Annotated in this window: 18 protein-coding genes; 7 read left to right on the forward strand and 11 right to left on the reverse strand. The window is 55.6% G+C overall.

Features of this window, described 5'->3' with window-relative positions; all coding sequences use genetic code 11:
* Positions 1–3 precede the first annotated feature (3 nt).
* The 4 genes from trpB to bamE all read right to left on the reverse strand — a co-directional run bounded on the left by trpB (position 4) and on the right by bamE (position 2731).
* The gene (gene trpB / locus B5D61_RS00150; RefSeq protein ID WP_078811275.1) at positions 4–1227 is read right to left on the reverse strand and encodes a tryptophan synthase subunit beta; all 1224 of its coding nucleotides are present in this window, start codon (positions 1225–1227) and stop codon (positions 4–6) included.
* A 78-nt stretch (positions 1228–1305) separates the two neighbouring features.
* Positions 1306–1890, reverse strand: coding sequence for a 5-formyltetrahydrofolate cyclo-ligase (locus tag B5D61_RS00155; RefSeq protein WP_078811277.1), 585 nt, complete (start codon positions 1888–1890; stop codon positions 1306–1308).
* 109 nt (positions 1891–1999) lie between these two features.
* Positions 2000–2257: a hypothetical protein gene (locus tag B5D61_RS00160; protein WP_078811278.1), complete on the reverse strand. Its 258-nt coding sequence runs from the start codon at positions 2255–2257 to the stop codon at positions 2000–2002.
* 126 nt (positions 2258–2383) lie between these two features.
* Complete coding sequence (gene bamE, locus B5D61_RS00165; protein WP_176159143.1) at positions 2384–2731, reverse strand: outer membrane protein assembly factor BamE domain-containing protein; 348 nt, start codon at positions 2729–2731, stop codon at positions 2384–2386.
* Between the two features lie 171 nt (positions 2732–2902).
* Here bamE and B5D61_RS00170 point away from each other — a divergent pair, with 171 nt between their 5' ends.
* The gene (locus tag B5D61_RS00170) at positions 2903–3859 is read left to right on the forward strand and encodes an ABC transporter permease (protein ID WP_217698863.1); all 957 of its coding nucleotides are present in this window, start codon (positions 2903–2905) and stop codon (positions 3857–3859) included.
* A complete protein-coding gene (locus tag B5D61_RS00175; protein WP_078811280.1) occupies positions 3852–4838 on the forward strand; it encodes an ABC transporter permease in 987 nt (328 codons plus the stop codon). Before B5D61_RS00170 ends, B5D61_RS00175 begins: the two co-directional genes overlap by 8 nt.
* A 640-nt stretch (positions 4839–5478) precedes the next feature.
* Here B5D61_RS00175 and B5D61_RS00180 read toward each other — a convergent pair.
* Genes B5D61_RS00180 through B5D61_RS00190 form a run of 3 tightly spaced genes read right to left on the reverse strand, consistent with a single transcriptional unit; the run spans position 5479 to position 7930 of the window.
* Entirely contained in the window at positions 5479–6393 is a 915-nt protein-coding gene (locus tag B5D61_RS00180) for a ThuA domain-containing protein (protein ID WP_078811281.1), read from the reverse strand.
* A gap of 47 nt (positions 6394–6440) precedes the next feature.
* Positions 6441–7376, reverse strand: coding sequence for a YndJ family transporter (locus B5D61_RS00185; RefSeq protein ID WP_176159144.1), 936 nt, complete (start codon positions 7374–7376; stop codon positions 6441–6443).
* The gene (locus B5D61_RS00190) at positions 7373–7930 is read right to left on the reverse strand and encodes a DUF1990 domain-containing protein (RefSeq protein ID WP_078811284.1); all 558 of its coding nucleotides are present in this window, start codon (positions 7928–7930) and stop codon (positions 7373–7375) included. Before B5D61_RS00190 ends, B5D61_RS00185 begins: the two co-directional genes overlap by 4 nt.
* A gap of 89 nt (positions 7931–8019) precedes the next feature.
* Between B5D61_RS00190 and B5D61_RS00195 the strand changes: the two genes are divergently transcribed.
* Positions 8020–8682 carry an HAD family hydrolase gene (locus B5D61_RS00195; protein ID WP_217698864.1) on the forward strand — a complete coding sequence of 221 codons (663 nt, stop codon included), beginning with the start codon at positions 8020–8022 and terminating at the stop codon, positions 8680–8682.
* Positions 8679–10100, forward strand: coding sequence for a DUF2851 family protein (locus tag B5D61_RS00200; protein ID WP_078811285.1), 1422 nt, complete (start codon positions 8679–8681; stop codon positions 10098–10100). The genes B5D61_RS00195 and B5D61_RS00200 overlap by 4 nt, the downstream gene beginning before the upstream one ends.
* 24 nt (positions 10101–10124) lie before the next feature.
* Here the strand turns inward: B5D61_RS00200 and B5D61_RS00205 are convergent, their stop codons facing one another.
* Positions 10125–10847, reverse strand: coding sequence for a sensor histidine kinase (locus B5D61_RS00205; protein ID WP_078811286.1), 723 nt, complete (start codon positions 10845–10847; stop codon positions 10125–10127).
* 334 nt (positions 10848–11181) lie between these two features.
* Here B5D61_RS00205 and B5D61_RS26030 point away from each other — a divergent pair, with 334 nt between their 5' ends.
* A complete protein-coding gene (locus B5D61_RS26030; RefSeq protein ID WP_078811287.1) occupies positions 11182–13818 on the forward strand; it encodes a hypothetical protein in 2637 nt (878 codons plus the stop codon).
* 19 nt (positions 13819–13837) lie between these two features.
* On the opposite strand, the gene B5D61_RS00215 is transcribed toward B5D61_RS26030, so the two are convergent.
* On the reverse strand, positions 13838–14773 hold the full coding sequence (locus B5D61_RS00215) for an amidohydrolase family protein (RefSeq protein WP_078811288.1): 936 nt from the start codon (positions 14771–14773) through the stop codon (positions 13838–13840).
* Positions 14774–14920: 147 nt separating this feature from the next.
* Between B5D61_RS00215 and B5D61_RS00220 the strand changes: the two genes are divergently transcribed.
* Positions 14921–15736, forward strand: coding sequence for a hypothetical protein (locus B5D61_RS00220; protein WP_078811289.1), 816 nt, complete (start codon positions 14921–14923; stop codon positions 15734–15736).
* 51 nt (positions 15737–15787) lie between these two features.
* Positions 15788–16573, forward strand: coding sequence for a ribonuclease PH (rph, locus tag B5D61_RS00225; RefSeq protein WP_078811290.1), 786 nt, complete (start codon positions 15788–15790; stop codon positions 16571–16573).
* Between the two features lie 46 nt (positions 16574–16619).
* On the opposite strand, the gene B5D61_RS00230 is transcribed toward rph, so the two are convergent.
* Both B5D61_RS00230 and B5D61_RS00235 read right to left on the reverse strand, forming a co-directional pair.
* Complete coding sequence (locus B5D61_RS00230; protein ID WP_078811291.1) at positions 16620–17510, reverse strand: polyphosphate kinase 2 family protein; 891 nt, start codon at positions 17508–17510, stop codon at positions 16620–16622.
* Positions 17511–17781: 271 nt separating this feature from the next.
* Complete coding sequence (locus B5D61_RS00235) at positions 17782–19086, reverse strand: M20 metallopeptidase family protein (protein ID WP_217698865.1); 1305 nt, start codon at positions 19084–19086, stop codon at positions 17782–17784.
* Positions 19087–19112: the final 26 nt, after the last annotated feature.

A 19112-nucleotide genomic window follows, 5' to 3' on the forward strand; every position in this document is an offset into this window, starting at 1 on the left:
GCCTCAGAACTTCAATTCTTCGTTGAAGATCATGCGAGCGGCTTGAGCGACATCCTTGTCACCGCGGCCCGAGAGATTGGCGATGATGACTTGGTCCTTGCTCATTTTGGGGGCCTGTTTGCGCACTTCGGCCATGGCGTGGCTGCTTTCGAGGGCAGGGATGATGCCTTCGATTCGGCTGAGTTCCTGGAAGGCTTCCAGAGCTTCGTTGTCGGTGGCGTAGTTGTATTCGACACGACCTTCGTCGTGCAACCAGGCGTGCTCAGGGCCGATGGCCGCATAGTCGAGACCGGCGCTCACGCTGTGGGTGAGTTCGATCTGGCCGTCTGCATTCGCGAGCAACCAAGTCTTGGTGCCTTGCAGCACGCCGAGGCGTCCACCCTGGAATCGAGCGGCATGACGTTCGGGGATGATGCCGTCACCGCCAGCCTCCACGCCGATCATGCGCACATTGGCATCATTGAGGAAGGGGTGGAAAAGGCCGATGGAATTGCTACCGCCACCCACACAGGCGACGAGGAGGTCTGGGAGGCGCTCCTCGCGCTCCAAAATCTGCTGGCGAGCTTCCAGACCGATCACGCGGTGGAAATCACGCACCATCATGGGGAAGGGATGGGAGCCGAGGGCGCTGCCGAGGATGTAGTGGGTGCTACGCACGTTCGTCACCCAGTCACGCATGGCCTCATTCACGGCTTCTTTCAGCGTGGCCTGTCCAGCGGTCACGGCGACGACTTTGGCCCCCAGCAAACGCATGCGCGCCACGTTCAGGGCCTGACGCTCCATGTCCACCTGGCCCATGTAAATGGTACATTCCAGGCCGAAACGAGCACAGACCGTGGCGGTGGCCACACCGTGCTGACCCGCGCCGGTTTCTGCAATGATGCGCTTTTTGCCAAGGCGCAGGGCGAGCAGAGCTTGGGCAAGGGCATTGTTGATCTTGTGGGCACCTGTGTGGAGCAGGTCTTCACGCTTCAGGTAAATGCGGGCACCGCCCAGAACTTCCGTCCAGCGTTCGGCAAAGTAGAGAGGGGTAGGCCGGCCCACGTATTCATGGAGCAGGCGGTTCAGTTCTGTATGGAAAAGCGGATCCACCTTGGCGCGCTCATATTCCTCCGTCAGTTCGTTCAGCGCAGACATGAGTGTCTCCGGAACAAACATGCCTCCATAGCGGCCAAAGTGGCCGTGTTTGTCAGGCATCACAGGGAGAGGGGCAGCAGTGGCAGTCATGGCGGGGACGAAAAGGATAGAACAGAACTACGAATTGGCAAAGGGCGGCGTGAGTAAATGCCGTCCTAAAACATCGCATCACCAGCGATACTCGGCGGCTTCGGTCAGCAGGGCTGGGACTGACAAGTCGTGGCTTTCATGCGGGATGGTTGGGAATAATTGTGCCTCGTAGGCCAGTGCTTGCCGTTTTGCCGTGACCTCGGGGCGTGCGAGAAATCGGTCATAATACCCCCCGCCACGGCCTAAACGGGTTCCATCTTGCCTGCTGAAGGCCAGTCCAGGGACCAGGATGAGGTTCAGTTCGCCCGGCTCAACAGCGTGTTCGAGAGTGGGAATAGGCTCCCAGACACCGAGAGGCCCCCGCTGAAGATCCTCTAGCCCTGTGACTTCATAAGCATGCAGGCCCATGCCTTCGACAAAGAACAGGGCGACTCGCCAGCCACGCTCGCGGAGCCAAGGCAAGAGCCCCGTGATGAGATCCGGCTCGTTTCGCAAACCACCAAAGAGGGCCACGGTGCCCGGGGGCTCCCAGAGATCGTCCCGGCTTTTGAGCCTTTCGATGAGCTGATCCGACCATTGTTTGAGGTCGGCGGGAGTGACCGCACGCAGTCGGTCCCGCACTTGGAGGCGCAGTTCGGCTTTGGCTTGAGCAAGAGGAAGCATGGCTAGTCATACGTCTGTTCCCCTGCGGTGACACAATCTCGATGATCCAAAATGCGTGCTGGGGGAAGCGCGAGCTTGGTGGCTCATCATCTGCAAGTCATAGGGGTAATCACTCGGCAGGCGGCGTGGGTGGCATCGATGACTCCCGCACTGGCGGCGGGCACATCGCATGAAACGTGATCAATCCTAAAACCGGTGCCAAGGTGATAACCAGAAACCAGAGGATTTTATCCTGGCTATCGAATTTTGACGCGCGGAGGATCTGCACCATCGCTCGCCAGTAGAGCGCCATGTAAACCAGCCACAGCAGCATGAGTACCAGCGCAAACAGGGAGGAGTTAGGAAAGGTAAAATTAAACGGGATCATAGGCGTGATTTGGATGCACTAACCTGACTTACTTCTTCCGCGGCACTGATTGGTGCACCTGAACGGATGATCGTTGTTAGAGTTTGAGGGCGCCCCGTGGCAGGACGGTTGAATCAGCAATGTTTATCATCTCCAGACCGTGCCTCCGACTGGGTTGGATTGACTCCAATTGAAATCACGAACACGGCCGTTAGAGTCAAAGTGGACGATGCCACTATGGCGTTGTTTGAAAGCATTGTGGAACGCTCCGTAATAGGGAATGAGGGTTCGGCTGTCCCAGTTGTTGAAGACATAGACCCATGTTTCACCCCGAGAGTTTACGGACACATTGACGGGGGTTCCGTATTTAGCTTCGACTTGAGCCTTAGTCATGCCAATGCGAGGCGGTGTGGAGCCTTCTTCGGGAACCTCTTCTTCTACTTCAGCCTCCTCAGCCGTTTCCGAGGTGGCGTCTGTGCTACAGCTTGTGAGCATGAAGGTGGAGGTTAGTAGAAATAAAAATAATGCTTTCATGGAGCCGGATTGAGTAAAATACCGATGTGAACTGCGCCTAGAACTCAATTTCAAAAGACTTTGTCAAGATCATTCCTGCTGGGATGAAGTCTCGGGGACGTGGAACTAAGTCTTCACCAATCGGTCCAGCGCTTGCTTGATCTCGAAAGCACCTGCATCATCCGCGCAATGGTTATCTTCCTACTCCGCCGTCTTTTGAGCAGCATCGTGGTGCTGTTCTTTGCGGTGTCACTCACCTTTTTACTGACGCGCTCGCTGCCGGGCGGGCCGTTTGATCGGGAGAAGGCCAGTTCGGCTCAAGTGCAGGAGGCGCTTTTGGAGAAGTACAAGCTGAATGGCAGCCTCTGGCAGCAATACACAGCTTATTTGCGAGACCTCATGCACCTTGATCTGCGGGTTTCCTTCAAATACCGCGACTGGAGTGTGGCGGAGATTCTGGGGCAGAAAATGCCGACCTCGATCAAGCTTGGCGGCGTGGCTTTTTTGATCGCCAGCATCGCGGGTGTTTTTATCGGGGCCCTGGCGGCCATGCGGCGGAACACGGTCCTGGATTGGAGCGCCATGTTTGGGGCCATCGTGGCTATTTCGATTCCGTCGTTTATCACGGGGCCGTTCCTCATCGCTGTTTTCGCCTTGTGGTTAGGGTGGTTGCCTGTCGGGGGATGGGGGCGTGTGGATCATTTGATCTTACCGGCGGTGTGCTTGGCTGCGCCGTATGTGGCGTACGTCGCGCGCTTGATGCGCAATAGCCTGCTGGATGTGTTGAAGAGTGACTTTCTGCGCACGGCGAAAGCTAAAGGGTTGACCGAATCGCAAGCGTTGGTGCGTCATGCGATGAAGGTGGCGATCCTCCCGGTGGTGACCTACCTCGGGCCGCTGGCCGCGCATTTGCTCACCGGTTCGATGATCGTCGAAAGCGTTTTCAATATCTCCGGTGCGGGGAGCATTTTTGTGAATGCCATTCAGAATCGCGATGCCTTCCTGCTCTGCGGTGCGGTGGTTATCTACTGTACGCTGTTGATCGTCTTTAACCTCATCGTGGACCTGCTCTACAGCGTCCTGGATAAACGCATCCAGCTCCATGCCTGACGCCGCTGCCACCATATCTATCACACGGCCCGGCGGTTGGGCGATCGTGCGGCGCAACCGGCCCGCCATGATCTCGCTAGGATTTCTCGTTCTGCTCGTCTTGGTGGCCTTCACTCTGCCATTCACTTTGGATGATGGTTTAAAAGCCACCAGTGACAGTGCTTTCCTTGCACCTTTTTCCAAAGATGGCACGACGGGGCTTCTGCATCTGTTGGGCACGGATGTGAATGGGCAGGATCTCTTCTATCGTCTCCTGACAGGAGCCCAGGTTTCTCTCGGTGTAGGGATCATCGGGGCACTGATTTCGCTCTTCATCGGCACGGCTTATGGGATGATCAGCGGCTACTTCGGCGGGCGTGTTGATGCAGCGATGATGAGGCTGGTGGATATGCTGTATGCCGTGCCGCGGATCCTGTTCATCATGATCTTCATTGCGGCTTTCGACAGTGTCTTTAAAGACTGGCTGGATGGAATTCGCCTCGGGGCTCAGGCTCAGCATTGGCCACGGATGGAGGAGGTGGCGCGCTATCTCATCCCATATTCCAAGATCCTGGTGATGATCCTTTCGTTGGGATTGGTTGAGTGGCTGACCATGGCTCGCATCATTCGTGGGCAGGTGCTGGTGCTGAGAGAAATGACCTTTGTGACCGCTTCACGGGCCATGGGGCAGAGCCGATGGGTGATTCTGAGAAAACATCTATTGCCTAACCTCAGCACGATCATCCTGACCTATCTCACGCTGACGATCCCGGCGGTGATTTTGGATGAGTCGTTTCTGAGTTTCTTGGGGCTGGGAATTGAAGACCCGGCCGCCAGTTGGGGATCCCTGCTGAAGGATGGCGCTCAAGTGATCAATCCCATCGAAAGCAAATGGTGGCTGCTGGCTTTTCCGGCCTTGCTGATGTCGAGCACGCTGCTGGCGCTCAATTTCCTGGGGGATGGCCTGCGCGACGCTTTCGATCCGAAATCTACGGATTGAGAAAGTCTGGTTTTCGCGGCCTTCGCTTTGAGTGACTAGGACGTTGACTTTAGTCCTAGGTGCGCCTTGTTTCAAATGTCGGAGGCCCCCGCGTCTGACTGGTAACAAGCTCCTGTCCTCATGGCAAATCACAGCCAGCACCAACAGGGAAACTCCGCTAGCAAATGCAGCGGGGCTGGGCAAGCTATCGTCGAGCTCTGCGCTGCATCGGAGGGGGGGCTCACGTTTTGGTCGCGGCAGCGGTTCGATATTGGCGCAGAATTACAGATACGCGTGCGACGAGACGCCATTCCGAGCTTGCATCACGAGAAGATGGAAGTGTCCGAATGGATTACCGTCCGAGGATTTGTGGTGGCATGTTCGGCGATGAGAAAGCCCAATGGCGAACATGGGTTCCAAGTTTCATTGCTGTTGGAGAGTGCCTTGAATAGCCAATGTCAGAAGCATAAACCACGCGTTATGGGATCGGCGGTGGCCTGTCCAAAAATGAAACCTCGTTTTGCTTGGCTTAAACGAGGCGGATTAAATTGAAGGCTTTTAACGAGAAGGCTCCCGAAGCTGAATCGGTAGTTAGTTAAATAAAAAAGGCACCCGGAATATCCAAGGTGCCTTTCCCTGTGTGAGCGTTAGCGAGGGCCGACTATTTCTTCTTGGCGGCCTTTTTTTCAGGGAGGCCCTGGCCAGGCTTCAAGTCCAGATTGGCTTGTAAATCGGCATCGGTGATGGTGGATTCCACTCCTGTTTCAGGAACATCCATCTTGGCTGTCCAAAGGATGGCATTGAGTACCAGTTTGCGTTGGTCATTGTTAGCCCAGCCTTGATGGAAGTGACCGCCAGTGAAACCAAACCCACGCCCACCGTTTTCATTTTCAGCGGCCCAAGCCACATGCTGTTTCACTTTGTTTTTGACGGATTCACGCACCGTCGGGTTACCGCTGTGGTGACCATCGGGGCGCTCCATGGTGGAGTCTGGAGCCACGGCGCTGAGGATCGGTGTCACGCCCTGCATGCCCTTGCGAAAGCGCATGTAGAAATACCACTCGTCATTGGTGGTGAAGGGCTTCACACCGCTGGCGATGGCATGGGCAGGGAATTCAGTGAAATTGGCATCCCAATGCGGGTTGACGCTCCAGTTGATCTCAAAGCAGCCACCCATCCAGTCGATGAATTCCTTGCTGCCTGATTCAATGGTCGGCTCGACGGCATAATGAAGTGTGAGAAAGCCGCAGCCACGTTTCATTTCCTTATCCAATTGCTGGAGACGATCTCCTTGCAGGGCAGGGTGTTTGGGACCGCCATCGGCGTAAATGACCACGGTGGAGGTTTCTGCCAGTTCCTCAGCGGCAGGCCAGCCTCCGTTTAGGTGGACGCGCACATCCACTTGATCACCTGCTCCCAACTCCAGGCATTTTTTCAGCAGAAGGATGCCTGCATTGTGCTCATGCTGGCCAGGGCCGTGGGAAGGCTTACCGGCGATCATCGTGATGATCTTTTTATCCGCCGCCTGGAGGGTGACAGCAAAAGCGAGGGTGAGAGTGAAAAGAAGAAACTTCATGGGGGTTGGCAAAGTGAAATGCTAACGACCAAAAACCAGGCTTCATTTCAGAAACCGAATCGCCGACGCCAAGCCAGGATGCCGCAGAGACCGAAGCCAAAGCCATTGAGAGTGCCGTGAATCGCCCACATGGCTGGCATCGGGAGTGCCCACTGGGGCAGATAGGATCTCAAACCGTAGCCGAGAGCCAGAAGCATGGCGACCAAGAGGCTCAACCCAGACAGCACGAAGAGGGATCGAGTCATCCAAGATAAAGCCGGGGCCGAAGCCATCCGCATTTGCAGGCCACCGACGATGAAGGCTCCCAGAATCAAGACTGATACTCCCAGCGGCTCCATCCAAGGCAGGACGCCGAAGTGCGTGCAGGTGATACCCGTAGCCACTAGCGGAACTCCAGCAATCACGGCTAGGCAAGCCAGTTTCGATAGCCGACTGGGAGATGCGTTGGAACAGCACCCGGTGATCAGAGGCAGTGTGAATCCGGCATGATGAAAGTGAGCGGCAGTCAGCAGCACCATGAGTGAGTCGAAACCAAAGGGCATCCAATTCAACCGATGTGCTAAAAGCCAAGCAGCCCCAATCGAAGGAAACACAAAGGCAAGCCGATGGCACAAGTAGGCAGCAGTGGGGGGCGGCGTGGTTTTCCATCTCCAAACGATCCAGGTGGCATCCCGCATCTGATGAATGAGCCAAAATCCGACACCGACAGCGCCCAGAACTGCAGGAATCGGTGAAAGCAAAGCGGGCACCAAGAGCAGACCTGCCATCAATTCGGTTTTGGCTCCACTCGGGTTCAAGGGGCCATGATGATGCCCGAGATGACGCGCCAACGGCATCAGGATCAAGACCGAAGCCATCAGTAAGATTTCAATCCAAGTGGCAGCTTGGGGTTCGAGCCCCTTGGCCCATGCAAAGCCAATCCAGGCCAATACGCGCAGCCCTAGGCTGATGCGAAAAGATGAATTTCCGAGATCCTTCTTCATGCAGAGAAGCTTTTCATGGCAGCTTGAGAGTCCTGCACGAATCGGAGCTGCCACCAACGAGCCAGAGGAAAAGCCAGCCATGCCATCCAGTGTCGTGGACGCGAGAAGGCACGGATCTCATACCACACAGAATCATCCGGCAATTTCTCGACCATGAACCGTTCCTCACCGCACTCGGCATGTTCGGGCAGGGTGCCATAGCTGAAGCCATGAAGGGATGGGCTGTCCCACCGAGTGAGGATACGGCAGGGATTGATCAACCACAGCCCGAAAATTTGGATTACCATGGCGACAACGGCTCCCGGTGTTTGTTCCGCCTTCGTGCGGTGAACTTTTGCCCAGGAGGGGAACATCATCCAACGATCGAGGTTTGTGCAGGCTTGTCGATAGACGGCCTCTCCCTGGCCTAGCTTGATGCGATGAATGTCCTCGATGAAGCCTTTCTTTGGAGGTTTTTCGACACCTCCCTGATGGGTGTAACTCAAGGGTTCTCCAGCCCATGCGGAGAGCAGAGTTTGCATGAGGTCGTCACGAGGAGTTTGGAGGCGAACCATACGGAATCATGGCGATGAAACTTCGTTGAAACAACCCTAGGATAGGAATCTCTTTTGCGTCATTCGATCCTCTTGCCATAGTCGTCGTGATGCCCCCCATACGCGCCATCATTTTTGATTTCGACGGACTCATCGTGGACACGGAAAGTGTCGGTTATCTGACATGGAAAGAGTTGTATGCACGGCATGGGCATGAGTTGGCTGTGGAGACGTATGCGCAAGCGATTGGCACTGAGTTCAATGATCTCTATGACCCACGTCGTGATCTCGATGCACTGACGGGGCAGCCATTGATCTGGGAGGAACTTGAACTGGCAAGGCTGGAACACGAGCGTGAGTTGAGGGCCACATTGAGCACCCTTCCGGGTGTTGTGGATCGATTGGAAGAAGCGCGTGCGTTGGGAATCCCCTGCGCCGTAGCGAGCAGCAGCCCTCTGTCTTGGGTGGGCACTTGGATCGATCAACTGGAACTCCGAGGCTACTTCCATCATCTCACGACCGTGGACGACACAGGCAAGGTGAAGCCGGACCCAAGCCTCTTTCTTCACGCCGCAGAGCGATTGCAGGTCGATCCTGCGGAGGCCCTGGTTTTTGAGGACTCACTCAATGGCCTGCGTGCGGCAAAAGCGGCTGGCATGCGCTGTGTCGTGGTGCCAGGGCCGATGACAAGGCATCTGGATTTTGAAGGTGCTTTCCACCGGGCGAAATCGCTCGCGGAAGTTTCAGTTCGTCAATTCATGGAGCCTCTATGACCGTATCCAATTCCACCCTGAGTCTGCCGCTGGCGGATCGTTATGCACGATTCAAGGAAGCTGTATTTTCGGGATTGGAAGAGATCACATTGCCCGGCTTCGATCAGCCGGTGAACGAACTGGATTTGCAGAGCTTATGGTTCGGCGGTGCCTTCGGGCAGGAGTTCATCAGTCTGGATGGCAAAAAGGTCCAGGTGGTCGATTTCGGGGTATGGAATTCTGGACCCGGGCCAGACTTCACTGACTGCACGGTCAAAGTGGGAACCCAAACCCTGAGAGGGGATATCGAACTGGACCCAGATGCTCGAGATTGGGAGCGGCATGCGCATGGAGGAAATCCGGATTACTCCCGGGTCATTCTGCATCTATTCCTGGATGCTCCAGACGAGCTATTTTTTACCCGGACCCATGAGCATCGTGAGGTGACTCAGGTCTGTCTCAGCCCGTCGGCCTTGCCGGAGAAGTCGAAACCTGATCGTGGCCTGGCTGCCGCTCGCCTAGGGCGTTGTCATGCTCCGCTCAAGGACATGCAGCCGGGTCATATCCAATCGATGCTGGAAGCTGCCGCTCAATATCGACTGGAAAAGAAAAGTGTGCGTCTGCACCGATGCGCTGCGGCCCAGGGGCGCGAACAAACGATTTATCAAGCGCTTGCGCAAGCATTGGGGTATCGGAATAACCAACAGCCGTTCAATATTCTAGCGCAGAGGCTTCCTCTCAAGCGGTTGCAAAAGTTGTCTGGAGAAGAACGGGAGTCTCTGCTTTTCGGAGTCAGCGGATTTTTGGAAAGTGTACGATATGAGGACACACTGCCTGAGACGAGGCGCTATCTTCGTGGTTTGTGGGAATCGTGGTGGAAGCAGCGTGACTCTTGCCGTCGCTGGCTGGATCCCAGGCAGGCTTTACGATGGAAGCTGGCGGCTGTCCGCCCCGGCAATCATCCCCAGCGTCGGTTGGGTGCCTTGACTGCCTTGTTGAGTCGATGGAATTCTGTTTCAGGTCCTCTGTTCGAGGCAGGTCGTTGGTCCCGTGATGCCTGGTGTGAGACGATGCTGGCCATCGGCCATGACTATTGGTCCGGCCGTTACACCTTGCTTTCTGCGCCTACGGTCAAGCCCTTGGCTTTGATCGGAGCCACGCGGGTTCAGGAGATGCTGGCGAATGTGGCTTATCCGTTACTGATCCCTGAACGGACACGACTTTGGGCCGAATACCTGGAATTACCGGCTCTGCTAGACAATCAAAAGGTGCGACGTGCCGTTTTGCGTCTGTTTGGTAGCGATCCGAGAGGCCTTGAGTTCCAGAAAATGCTGCATCATCAGCAGGGGCTCCTCCAGGTCTATGAAGACTTCTGTCTGGAGGACGACTCCGCTTGTGCCGAGTGCCCGTTTCCAGAACGGCTCAAAGAGTGGTCCTGAAAAGCAAAAGCTGACCTGCGGGGATCACGCGGCAGGGCAGCTCAACCACAGTGTGGTGGTATTGTTTTCGGAGGCAATGCCGATCTGGAGATTCATCTGGTGGGACAACATCGCGGCAATGGTCAAGCCAAGGCCCAGATGATTGCTATTCTTCGTGCCATGGAAGGGGCGGAAGACTTCAGCCAGTTTCTCGGGCTGGATTTGCGAACCTGTGTTGCTGACCAGGATATCCACACGGCGCTGCTCAGCCGGGGTGATCACGCCTGGACCGGCGATTTTCAGCATGGCTCGCCCACCAGTCTTGCCTGCGGCTTCGGCGGCGTTTTTTAGCAGTTCAATCAGGATGTCCTTAAACTTGGTCGGATCGACCTGAATCGGAGGGAGGCCTGCTTGCACATCGGCTTCCAATTGCACACCATTCTTGGTGAAGGGCTCGAGCAGAGCGGCTTCGACGACTCCCAAATAGTCATTCAGGCCCAAGGGTTGCACCGTCAGCTTGGCGCAGCCGCCTGCGGAGCGAATGCGCTCGCTCAGAGCAGAGACATTGACGGAAGCTTCCCGGATGTGCTGCATGTTTTCAGCCACTCCTGGGTCCAGATCGTCCGTCATCAGGATGAGGCTGCTGAACCCCTGGATCACTGCCAGCAAGTTGTTGAGCTTGTGAGTCAAGCCCCGCAGTAATTCCTGATGAAACCCCTCGCTGTGTTCATGACCGAGCTGAAGATTGGTAGGGAAGACAAATTGCATGGGGGAGGGACGGATGGCTCAGATATAACCAAGGACAGGCCGGGGCAAACGTAATTTCGGCCCGCCGCGCAGTTCGAGAGAGGGAAATTGTCAAAGTAGCGAAAAAGCCACCGGGATTGACTTAGCGGGGAGTGAAAGTTCTGCGAAAGTTCCTATTTTTTACATTTTTTAGCGGTCCTTGAATATGCTGGGGGTCATAATTATTAGATTTTCTGGAAATTTTTTGCCAAATGACTACGAGGGCTTACAGTATTTTGCAATTTGTGCGGGTTTGGTGTAGATTTAGCTCATTCTGAGCTTGGGTCGAACCGCTCGCTGATGCCCTTGTCATTCAATGATTCCTGAAATTGAAAGCTTCGGTCACCTGATGATCGCTCGCCGTGCTGGTGGAGAACCAGTGGGGTTGGTGCGTTCACCCGATGAGGTCGTCTTTCTAGCTTTCGACGCCTCCATCAAACGACTGGTGGAGTTGCACATCCTGCGCAGCGGTCGCACTCTGGACTCGGTGGCGAAGAAGTCGGCCTTTGAACGGGCGAAGCAGGCCTCGGAAGTCCGTGGGCCTACCTTCATGCGCATTTTGGAAGTCGGGGAGGACCAAGGACTGGTTTATTACACCAGCAACTTGAATGATGGGGAGTTCATTGAGGACTACATCCAGCGTCGGGGCCCGCTACTACCGGCGATTGTGTTTTCGCTGGTTTTCCAGATGCTGGATGATCTGATCCAACTCAAGGATTACCAGCGGCTGGTCGCTCAAATGCGTCTGGATCGCGTGGTGATGACCACCTTGGAAGATACCTTCCTGCATTTGCGGATATACGATTACGGCCTCTCCGCGAATGAGAGTGAGGAAGCGCCACGAGCACGGTTGGTGATCCAGGTATGTCAATTGATGTTCCTGATGCTGACGGGTAAAAAGCATGCCGGGGACAATCCAGATCGTTACCCCTCCCTCACGGCCTTGCCCATGAGCTTACGGATGGCGATGCGTGCCGCCCTCACAGACCCTGAACACTGCCCGAGTTCGCTGGAGCGTTTGCGTGATGATGTGCGTGAGGCGATCGGCGCCTTGGTGAGCGGTATCCAAGCCCGCAATACACGTAAGCAACTCGTCGTCATCGCAGCCCTGCAGCCGCGTTCAGCGCTGCAAGACCTGCTTCTGGAGAACGTGCCCGTGGAGATCATTTTGGGCAATCGTTTCCGAGTGGAGGGTGAAAATGACGCCCGCCGTTATCCCTTCTCTATCCCGTGTTTCAACACGAAGAACGATCAGCCTGTAACGGTGCACCTGCTGCCGCCCTCACGCATCGTGGATAAGACGCAGTATGAAGCGGTGCCCCTGCAGATGTGGCGTTTTAATGCCGATAAGCATCCGAATATTTTACGCAGCCTCAGTCTCTGGGAGAGTCCAGATTGGACATTCCTGACGGAGGAGCGTGAACCTGGATTTGCCCTCAGCCGTTTGCTTGCGGAGCGCATCACTCTGAATCCTCAAGAGGTCGCTATTTTGCTCCGCCAAGTGCAAGCGGGCCAGGAGCAGGCCTTGGAGTGTGGCGTGCAGCGTCTGGATCTCCATCCTTCGAATATCCTCCTACGCGTCGGCAAAAACGGTCCCACAGCCAATCGGGAGCACGAGCGCCTCATGCAGAAGCGGCTGGATGCTTGGCCGCCTTTCCAAGTCAAGTTGCGTGCCCACCTGACCATGCGGAATCTCTACGAGCCGCCGCTGGTGGATAAACCGGAACACGGTGAACATGGAGAAGCGCATCTGGCAGATCGTGATTATCGGCATCGTTCGTTTGTGGCGCTAGCAGCGTATCTTCTCACCGGGCAACGCCAAACGGGTGGAATGCCTCGTTTCCCCGATGCTACACCAGAGCCTTTGGCTGAGTTTATCCGTGAATGTTTAGAGAAGTCTCGGGATCACGGTCAGACACCCACTCCGCTGGACTTTCTGCTGCAATTTGAAGGCCTGATGAATGGCACCCAAGTCCGAGGCAGCGATTTGGCCTCTCGATTGAAGGGGACCGCCGTGCCCATCGAGGAGATGGAGAGTGTCGGTAGCGTGTCCGATTTTGAAGACGATTGGGATGGTGGTGGTGATTTGCCCGAGCATGCGCCTTCGGCACCGATTGCACGACAACTAAGGGCGGTGGATTTTTCGAAACGGCGATCCCAAGGGACCACGGGAATAATCTGTTCGGGTGCAGCCCTAGTGGTGTTTGGTTTGTTAGGCTGGTGGCTCTTTAAAGGCGGCGAAACGCCTCCATTACGCAGCTCGATGCCTGCGGCTATTGGGGATGCGCCTTCGCCAGCTCCCCAACCAGCGGCCATCCCGCCCGCGGAACGCGAAAAAAAAGTGATCGCCACGCAAGCCGAAGCCAAAGCTGAACCTGCGCGCGCGGTTATTGCTGAGCCCATTCCGACCCCGATGGCTCCTCCTCAAGTGGAGACTCCTCCTGCGGCTAAGCCCGTCGTTGCGGTCGCTCCTGAGCCCACTAAGCCTAAAGTTGAGGCTACAGCTACACCGCCACCGCCAGCCCCGATGAAGGCCGAAGCGACAGTGACTGGTGTCGGGCCCGCGCCGACGACAAAGAGCTCAGTCAAAGCCTCGGAGGATCCGCCTCTGCCACCGTCGGGTGGGCTAGCACCCTCCGTGACGGCTTCGATGCCAACGATTCCTGTCAATAAACCGACTCCTCCTGCAGCCGCCCCGGCACCGACTGCCACACCTGCCTTACCTCCCGCACGCCAGCCCGTGCCCAATTCTGAAATCATCCGGAAGGCCATCGTTCCGTCTGCGGAGGAGATTGCGCGATTTAAGCAAGGCCAAGTCAAACCACCGCAACAATTGCCAGCTCAAGTCCAGCCTAAGCCAGTGGATCCACAAGAACCACCGCTTCGTTCAGGGGCGATGCCTACACTTAATGTGGCGCAGCCTCTGCCTGACGAACCAAAAACACGTCAATGAAATGACGGTCGTGGAAAACTTAGGTGCGTTCTTTCCAGCGATAGGCGGTCTGTGAGTTTCGCCAAAAGTATTTTTCAGTGGCCTCGGCCCCTTTCGATTGGAAGAAGTCAGAGACCAATTTGAAAACCGACGCGTAGGGTAAGCCCCGGTCTGAAACCGGCCAATTGCTGCCATAAATGAGGCGATCCGGACCAAAGTGGGACCAGAGATGCTCCAGCACAGGCAGATAATATGAGAGGTCCTGAGGTGTATTGCCATCTTCAGGGCGAGTTTGTTCCGGCATCCCTGAAACTTTCATGAAGACATTCGGACATTGAGCGACCGCTTGAATATGGGCCTGCCACTCCGGCTTCAGTTTTTGCGGATCTCCTGCACCTCCGACATGATTGATCACAATACGCAAAGAGGGGATGGCCTGGGCCAGTTTTTCCACCTGAGGCAGAGTCGAAGATGGGCCGTTAAGATCCAACTCAAGATCATGCTCAGCTAGTGATCGGGCACCTGAGAGAACTTGATCCTGACTGGCATCCAGCTTCACCAAATCACCACGCCAGCGGACGCCTCGGAAGATGGGGGTGGCCGAGAAGCGCTTCAAGTTAGACCTAAATGCTGGATCATTCGGATCGAGATTGCCGACAAAGCCGATGATGCACGCATGGTTTGATGCGAGGTCTAAAATCCATTGGTTGTCTTCGACCCAAGGGCTGGCTTCCACGACGATGGTCTCTCGGATCCCGAGGGGTTCGGCTAAGGCCATCCAATCTGGAGGCAGGACGGTGCGATAAAGCGGGGTGTTTTCCTTGGGCCAGGGCACACCTTGGGGGCGGCGAGGATCATAAAAGTGCGTGTGGGTATCGATCACGCGCGAAGGCTTGATCGCTTGACCGAGGCTGTTTGAGGTGGCTATCGACAGGCTTCCGGCAAATGCAGATTGGATCCATTGACGTCGATTCATAGGCCCTGAGTATGCGCAATGAGGCACCGAGCGGAAAGTCAAAACCCAGGCCGAGTGCTGGAAGATTGAGCGGTTGCCGAGTCCTCAGCGTCAGTTTATAAATGTCTAGGCAAAGTCACCCTTCAAGTGATCTGCCGCTAACCCGCAATGGAACTTCAGCAAATCCTTTACCTTGCCGCGACGGTGGTCTTCTCCGTTGCATGCCGGACCTTTGACAACCGCTTCCTTCAGAAGCTGGGTTGGCTGGGGTATCTGGGGGCGTCGTATTTGGGAGGCTACTTTTTGACAGGCAGCCATGCCGCCGGTGCTTTTGGCATTGCCCTTTGGTTCATGCTGCCTTGGTTGGAGATCGTGGGTCGAGTCAGGCAACTCCGCTTTCCGCTTAAAAGTGAAGTGAAGCATCGTTTTCCGCCCTCCCGAGAAATCTTTCCCGATCTGGATGCCCTCACGAAGGAGACCGAAGCGACTGGTTTCGTCGAAGTGGGGGACACGGGTTGGAAGTGGAGTGAAACAGACCACTTCATGCGCCTCTTCTATCATAAGGAAATGCGCACTCAGGCGTCGATAGCGCTCGCTCAGCAGGGTGAGTTTTCCTTCTCATATGTGACCCTGACTTCCCGCACTCAGGAGGGGATAACCTTGACCACAACGAATTACCCGTTTGCACCGACGATGCAGTTTTCGCCTCAGCAGCGAGTGAACCGCTTTGTTTATGCCCAGTCCATGGAGGAACTCGTGGCATCCCATCAGGCTTTCTTGACCAAGCGTCAAGCTGTCGGGCATCTCGTGGATTTGGATACTGAAGAACTCCCCGCTTACATTGAGAAGGATATGAGCGCTCAGATCGATCATAACATTCACATTGGAGTGATTGAGCCCGCCGGAGAAGGCGTGTTCCGCTACTCCTGGCGTGGATGCTTCTACCTCTGGTTCCAGGTGGTGAAGGACATGATCCGTGTTTGACTTACAACGCTGGCCTCTTGACCACGCGGGCTCTCCGTATTACCACCGACCATGCCCAGACACGACGGCCGAGCCGCTGACCAACTCCGTTCCATCGATTACGTTCTTGATATCGCACCGCATGCCACGGCCTCGGTGTTGATTGCCTTCGGGAACACTCGTGTGATTTGCGCTGCCACCATTCAGGATGAAGTCCCGCGTTGGATGAAGGTGCAGAATGTCCAGGGTGGCTGGCTGACTGCAGAATATTCGATGTTGCCGTACTCCACGCTGGATCGCAAAGATCGCGATAGCAGCAAGGGCCGTCCCGATGGACGTAGCATTGAGATTCAGCGCCTGATAGGCCGCAGCCTGCGTGCCGTGGTGGATCTGAAGAAGCTGGGGCAAAGAACGCTGAGCATCGATTGCGATGTGCTTCAGGCCGATGGCGGCACGCGCACGGCTTCCATCACGGGTGCTTGCATTGCGGCTTCCATCGCCTTCAATCGCTTGCTGGAAAAAGGTAAGATCACCCAGCAGCCGATGACCAAGAAAGTGGCCGCGATCAGTGCCGGTATTCTGAGAGGCGAGGCCCTGCTGGATCTCTGCTATGTCGAAGACCGGGATGCCGATGTGGACTGCAATCTGGTGCTGACGGACACGGGTGATTTTGTGGAGATCCAAGGCAGTGGTGAAGAAGCGACCTTCACTCAAGCTCAAATGGATGCCATGCTCGCAGTCGGTCGCAAGGGCATCGCGGAGCTTTGCGCGATTCAGCAACAGGCTATCGAGAGTGCGATGAAGCCTGCCGAAGCCAAGGACCTGCAAAAGCTGGCGGCCTTCTTTGGTAAGAAATAAGAACCATGCGTGAGCCACGTTTTAAAAGAACGTGGCTCGCTGTGATTCAGTCTTTCTCTTCAAGCAGCATTTTTTTAGCGACGGTTAAATGTGCTTTTTGTTCGGCGGGTAGCTCAGGGTATTTAAGCTTCATGTCCTGCATTTCATGCAGAATGGCAGCACTGACGATGAGGCGCATGTTTTTCTTATCGTCCGCAGGCACCACATACCAAGGGCAGTCCTCAGTGGCGGTCTTGCGGATCGCATCCTCATAAGCGTGCATGTATTCCTTCCAGAAGCCGCGCTCTTTCACATCGCCTTCTTCGAACTTCCAGTTTTTGCTGGGGGTATCGATACGAGCGAGGAAGCGTTTCTTCTGTTCAGCCTTGGATACATTGAGGAAGAACTTTACGATCCGGATGCCGTTACGGTGGCTGTATTCCTCCATGTTGCGGATGTCCCTGAGGCGATCCGCAAAGAGGGTGTCCAGATTTTTGGTGGTCTTAGCAGGGAGACGCTGAATCTGCGTGACAATCTCAGGGTGTACACGGCAGCAAAGCACCTCCTCATAATAGCTGCGGTTAAAGATGCCAATGCGTCCTCGCTGAGGCATGACGCGATTGGTGCGCCACATGAAGTCGTGATCCAATTCCGCACTCGTGGGGCGTTTGAAACTATGCACCTCCACGCCTTGGATGTTCACGCCGCTCATCACATGCTTGATGGTGCTGTCCTTGCCCGCCGCATCCATGGCTTGAAAGACGAGCAGCATGGCTTGTCGATCCTGGGCATACATCTTTTGCTGGAGATCATCGATTTCTTCCCGGAACTGGGCGATCAAAGTTTCATAGTGACCATTGTCCAGATACAGATCTTTGATCTTGGTCTTTGCCTTTGCGATATTGAATTTCTTGTGATTCGGCACGCGGAAGGCACCCAGATCGATCTTGAGTTTCATAGGCTACCTGTAACAGGAAAGGTTCTCCATGAACAGGAAGAGTTTGGTAAGAATTGTGCGTTCTGCAGTGTAGCTTGGCCTTATGCGAGTTCTTGATTTTGTGGCCTTGCTTTGGGCTCCCACGCGTTTCAAACACAAGGCAGATCCTGAAGACACCCGTGAAAGCGCGGGGATTGTTGAGCTGGCCAGATGAGGATGAGTGGTCGCAGGAGAACCCTTCACATTCGGAAGATCGTGGATGCGGTGCTGGCGCGTTCGAAGTGAGAAGATGCTACTTGGCCAAAAAATCACACACGGCGGCCGACATGACTTTCACGCCAACTTTGAGGCAGTCTTCATCCACATCGAACATGGGCGTATGCGCTCCATGGATGATGCCCTTATCTTCATTCGCGACGCCTAACCGAAAGTAAAAACCGGGGGTGACTTGGGCGAAGTAGGAGAAGTCCTCGCCGCCCATGCCTGGGATCACTTCCCAGACATTGGCCTCACCCACTATGCGCCTGAACGCAGGAAGCGTGGCTTTGACGAGCGCTTCGTTATTGATGATGCTGGGGTAGCCGATGCGGTAGTCCATCTCATAGGTGGCTCCGTGCGCTTCGGTGATGCCTTTGAGGATGCGGTGCATCATTTCCACGACCTTATCGCGGAAGGCTGCATCATAGGTCCTCACCGTGCCTCCCATCACCACTTTTTCCGCGATGATATTCTCCCGCTGACCTCCCTGGATGGTGCCGATGCTGATGACCAACGGTTGGCGGGTATTGGTCATGCGGCTGCGGATGGTTTGCAGGGCATTGATGGCCTCAGCGGCCACGACGATGGCATCCACCCCGTAGTGAGGCGCGGAGCCGTGGGCCATCTTGCCACGGATGGTGATTTGAAAGCGGTCGCTGTTGGCGTTGTCCGGGCCGATGGTGTAGGCGAGTTGACCCGCTTGGAGATAATGGGTTTGGTCATCGATCAGGCCGACTGGAGAAACTGAAGTGGAACAGTGAAGCCCAAAAACAGCATCGGGGCGTGGATTGTCCATCGCGCCTTCGGCGACCATTAGCTTGGCACCCCAATCCTTCTTGTAGGTGTTAGGCATAGCTTCCTCCGCCGGTTGAAAAAGGAATTTGACGCTGCCTTTGATCTGGTCGCGATGTTTGGCCAGCAGTTCAGCGACGCCGAGAGCCACAGTGGTATGTACATCATGACCGCAGGCATGCATGACGCCGGGGTTTTGGGAGCGATAGGGCACGGCTCGCAGTTCTTTGATGGGGAGAGCATCCATATCCGCCCGCACGGCCACACATTTGCCCTCCTGGCCTCCTTTTAACAGGGCGACCACACCGTGCTTGGCGACTCCGGTTTGCACGTCCAGCCCGAGCGCTCTGAGTCGGTCGGCCACCAAGGCGGCCGTGCGGTGCTCTTCATTGGAGAGTTCGGGGTGGCTGTGAATGTCCCGTCTGGTTTCGACAAGCTTGGGAAACATCTCTTCCACCGATTGCGCAAACAAAGCATCTCGGACTTCGTCGGCCCAGACCGAAGTCGCAAGACCCATGACCAGCAGCGGCAGGATTTTCAGGCTCATTCTCGGTAGGCTAGAAATGCGGCGTT

The sequence above is a fragment of the Prosthecobacter debontii genome (assembly GCF_900167535.1).
GTDB lineage: Bacteria > Verrucomicrobiota > Verrucomicrobiia > Verrucomicrobiales > Verrucomicrobiaceae > Prosthecobacter > Prosthecobacter debontii.

Excerpts from the sequence above, each read along its gene's own strand:
- B5D61_RS26030 (WP_078811287.1), top strand. The coding sequence starts at position 11,182 with ATGATTCCTGAAATTGAAAGCTTCGGTCACCTGATGATCGCTCGCCGT.
- bamE (WP_176159143.1), bottom strand. The coding sequence starts at position 2,731 with ATGCTCACAAGCTGTAGCACAGACGCCACCTCGGAAACGGCTGAGGAG.
- B5D61_RS00190 (WP_078811284.1), bottom strand. The coding sequence starts at position 7,930 with ATGGTTCGCCTCCAAACTCCTCGTGACGACCTCATGCAAACTCTGCTC.
- rph (WP_078811290.1), top strand. The coding sequence starts at position 15,788 with ATGCCCAGACACGACGGCCGAGCCGCTGACCAACTCCGTTCCATCGAT.
- B5D61_RS00195 (WP_217698864.1), top strand. The coding sequence starts at position 8,020 with ATGCCCCCCATACGCGCCATCATTTTTGATTTCGACGGACTCATCGTG.
- B5D61_RS00215 (WP_078811288.1), bottom strand. The coding sequence starts at position 14,773 with ATGAATCGACGTCAATGGATCCAATCTGCATTTGCCGGAAGCCTGTCG.
- B5D61_RS00200 (WP_078811285.1), top strand. The coding sequence starts at position 8,679 with ATGACCGTATCCAATTCCACCCTGAGTCTGCCGCTGGCGGATCGTTAT.
- B5D61_RS00175 (WP_078811280.1), top strand. The coding sequence starts at position 3,852 with ATGCCTGACGCCGCTGCCACCATATCTATCACACGGCCCGGCGGTTGG.
- trpB (WP_078811275.1), bottom strand. The coding sequence starts at position 1,227 with ATGACTGCCACTGCTGCCCCTCTCCCTGTGATGCCTGACAAACACGGC.
- B5D61_RS00155 (WP_078811277.1), bottom strand. The coding sequence starts at position 1,890 with ATGCTTCCTCTTGCTCAAGCCAAAGCCGAACTGCGCCTCCAAGTGCGG.
- B5D61_RS00235 (WP_217698865.1), bottom strand. The coding sequence starts at position 19,086 with ATGAGCCTGAAAATCCTGCCGCTGCTGGTCATGGGTCTTGCGACTTCG.
- B5D61_RS00230 (WP_078811291.1), bottom strand. The coding sequence starts at position 17,510 with ATGAAACTCAAGATCGATCTGGGTGCCTTCCGCGTGCCGAATCACAAG.
- B5D61_RS00205 (WP_078811286.1), bottom strand. The coding sequence starts at position 10,847 with ATGCAATTTGTCTTCCCTACCAATCTTCAGCTCGGTCATGAACACAGC.
- B5D61_RS00220 (WP_078811289.1), top strand. The coding sequence starts at position 14,921 with ATGGAACTTCAGCAAATCCTTTACCTTGCCGCGACGGTGGTCTTCTCC.
- B5D61_RS00160 (WP_078811278.1), bottom strand. The coding sequence starts at position 2,257 with ATGATCCCGTTTAATTTTACCTTTCCTAACTCCTCCCTGTTTGCGCTG.
- B5D61_RS00185 (WP_176159144.1), bottom strand. The coding sequence starts at position 7,376 with ATGAAGAAGGATCTCGGAAATTCATCTTTTCGCATCAGCCTAGGGCTG.
- B5D61_RS00180 (WP_078811281.1), bottom strand. The coding sequence starts at position 6,393 with ATGAAGTTTCTTCTTTTCACTCTCACCCTCGCTTTTGCTGTCACCCTC.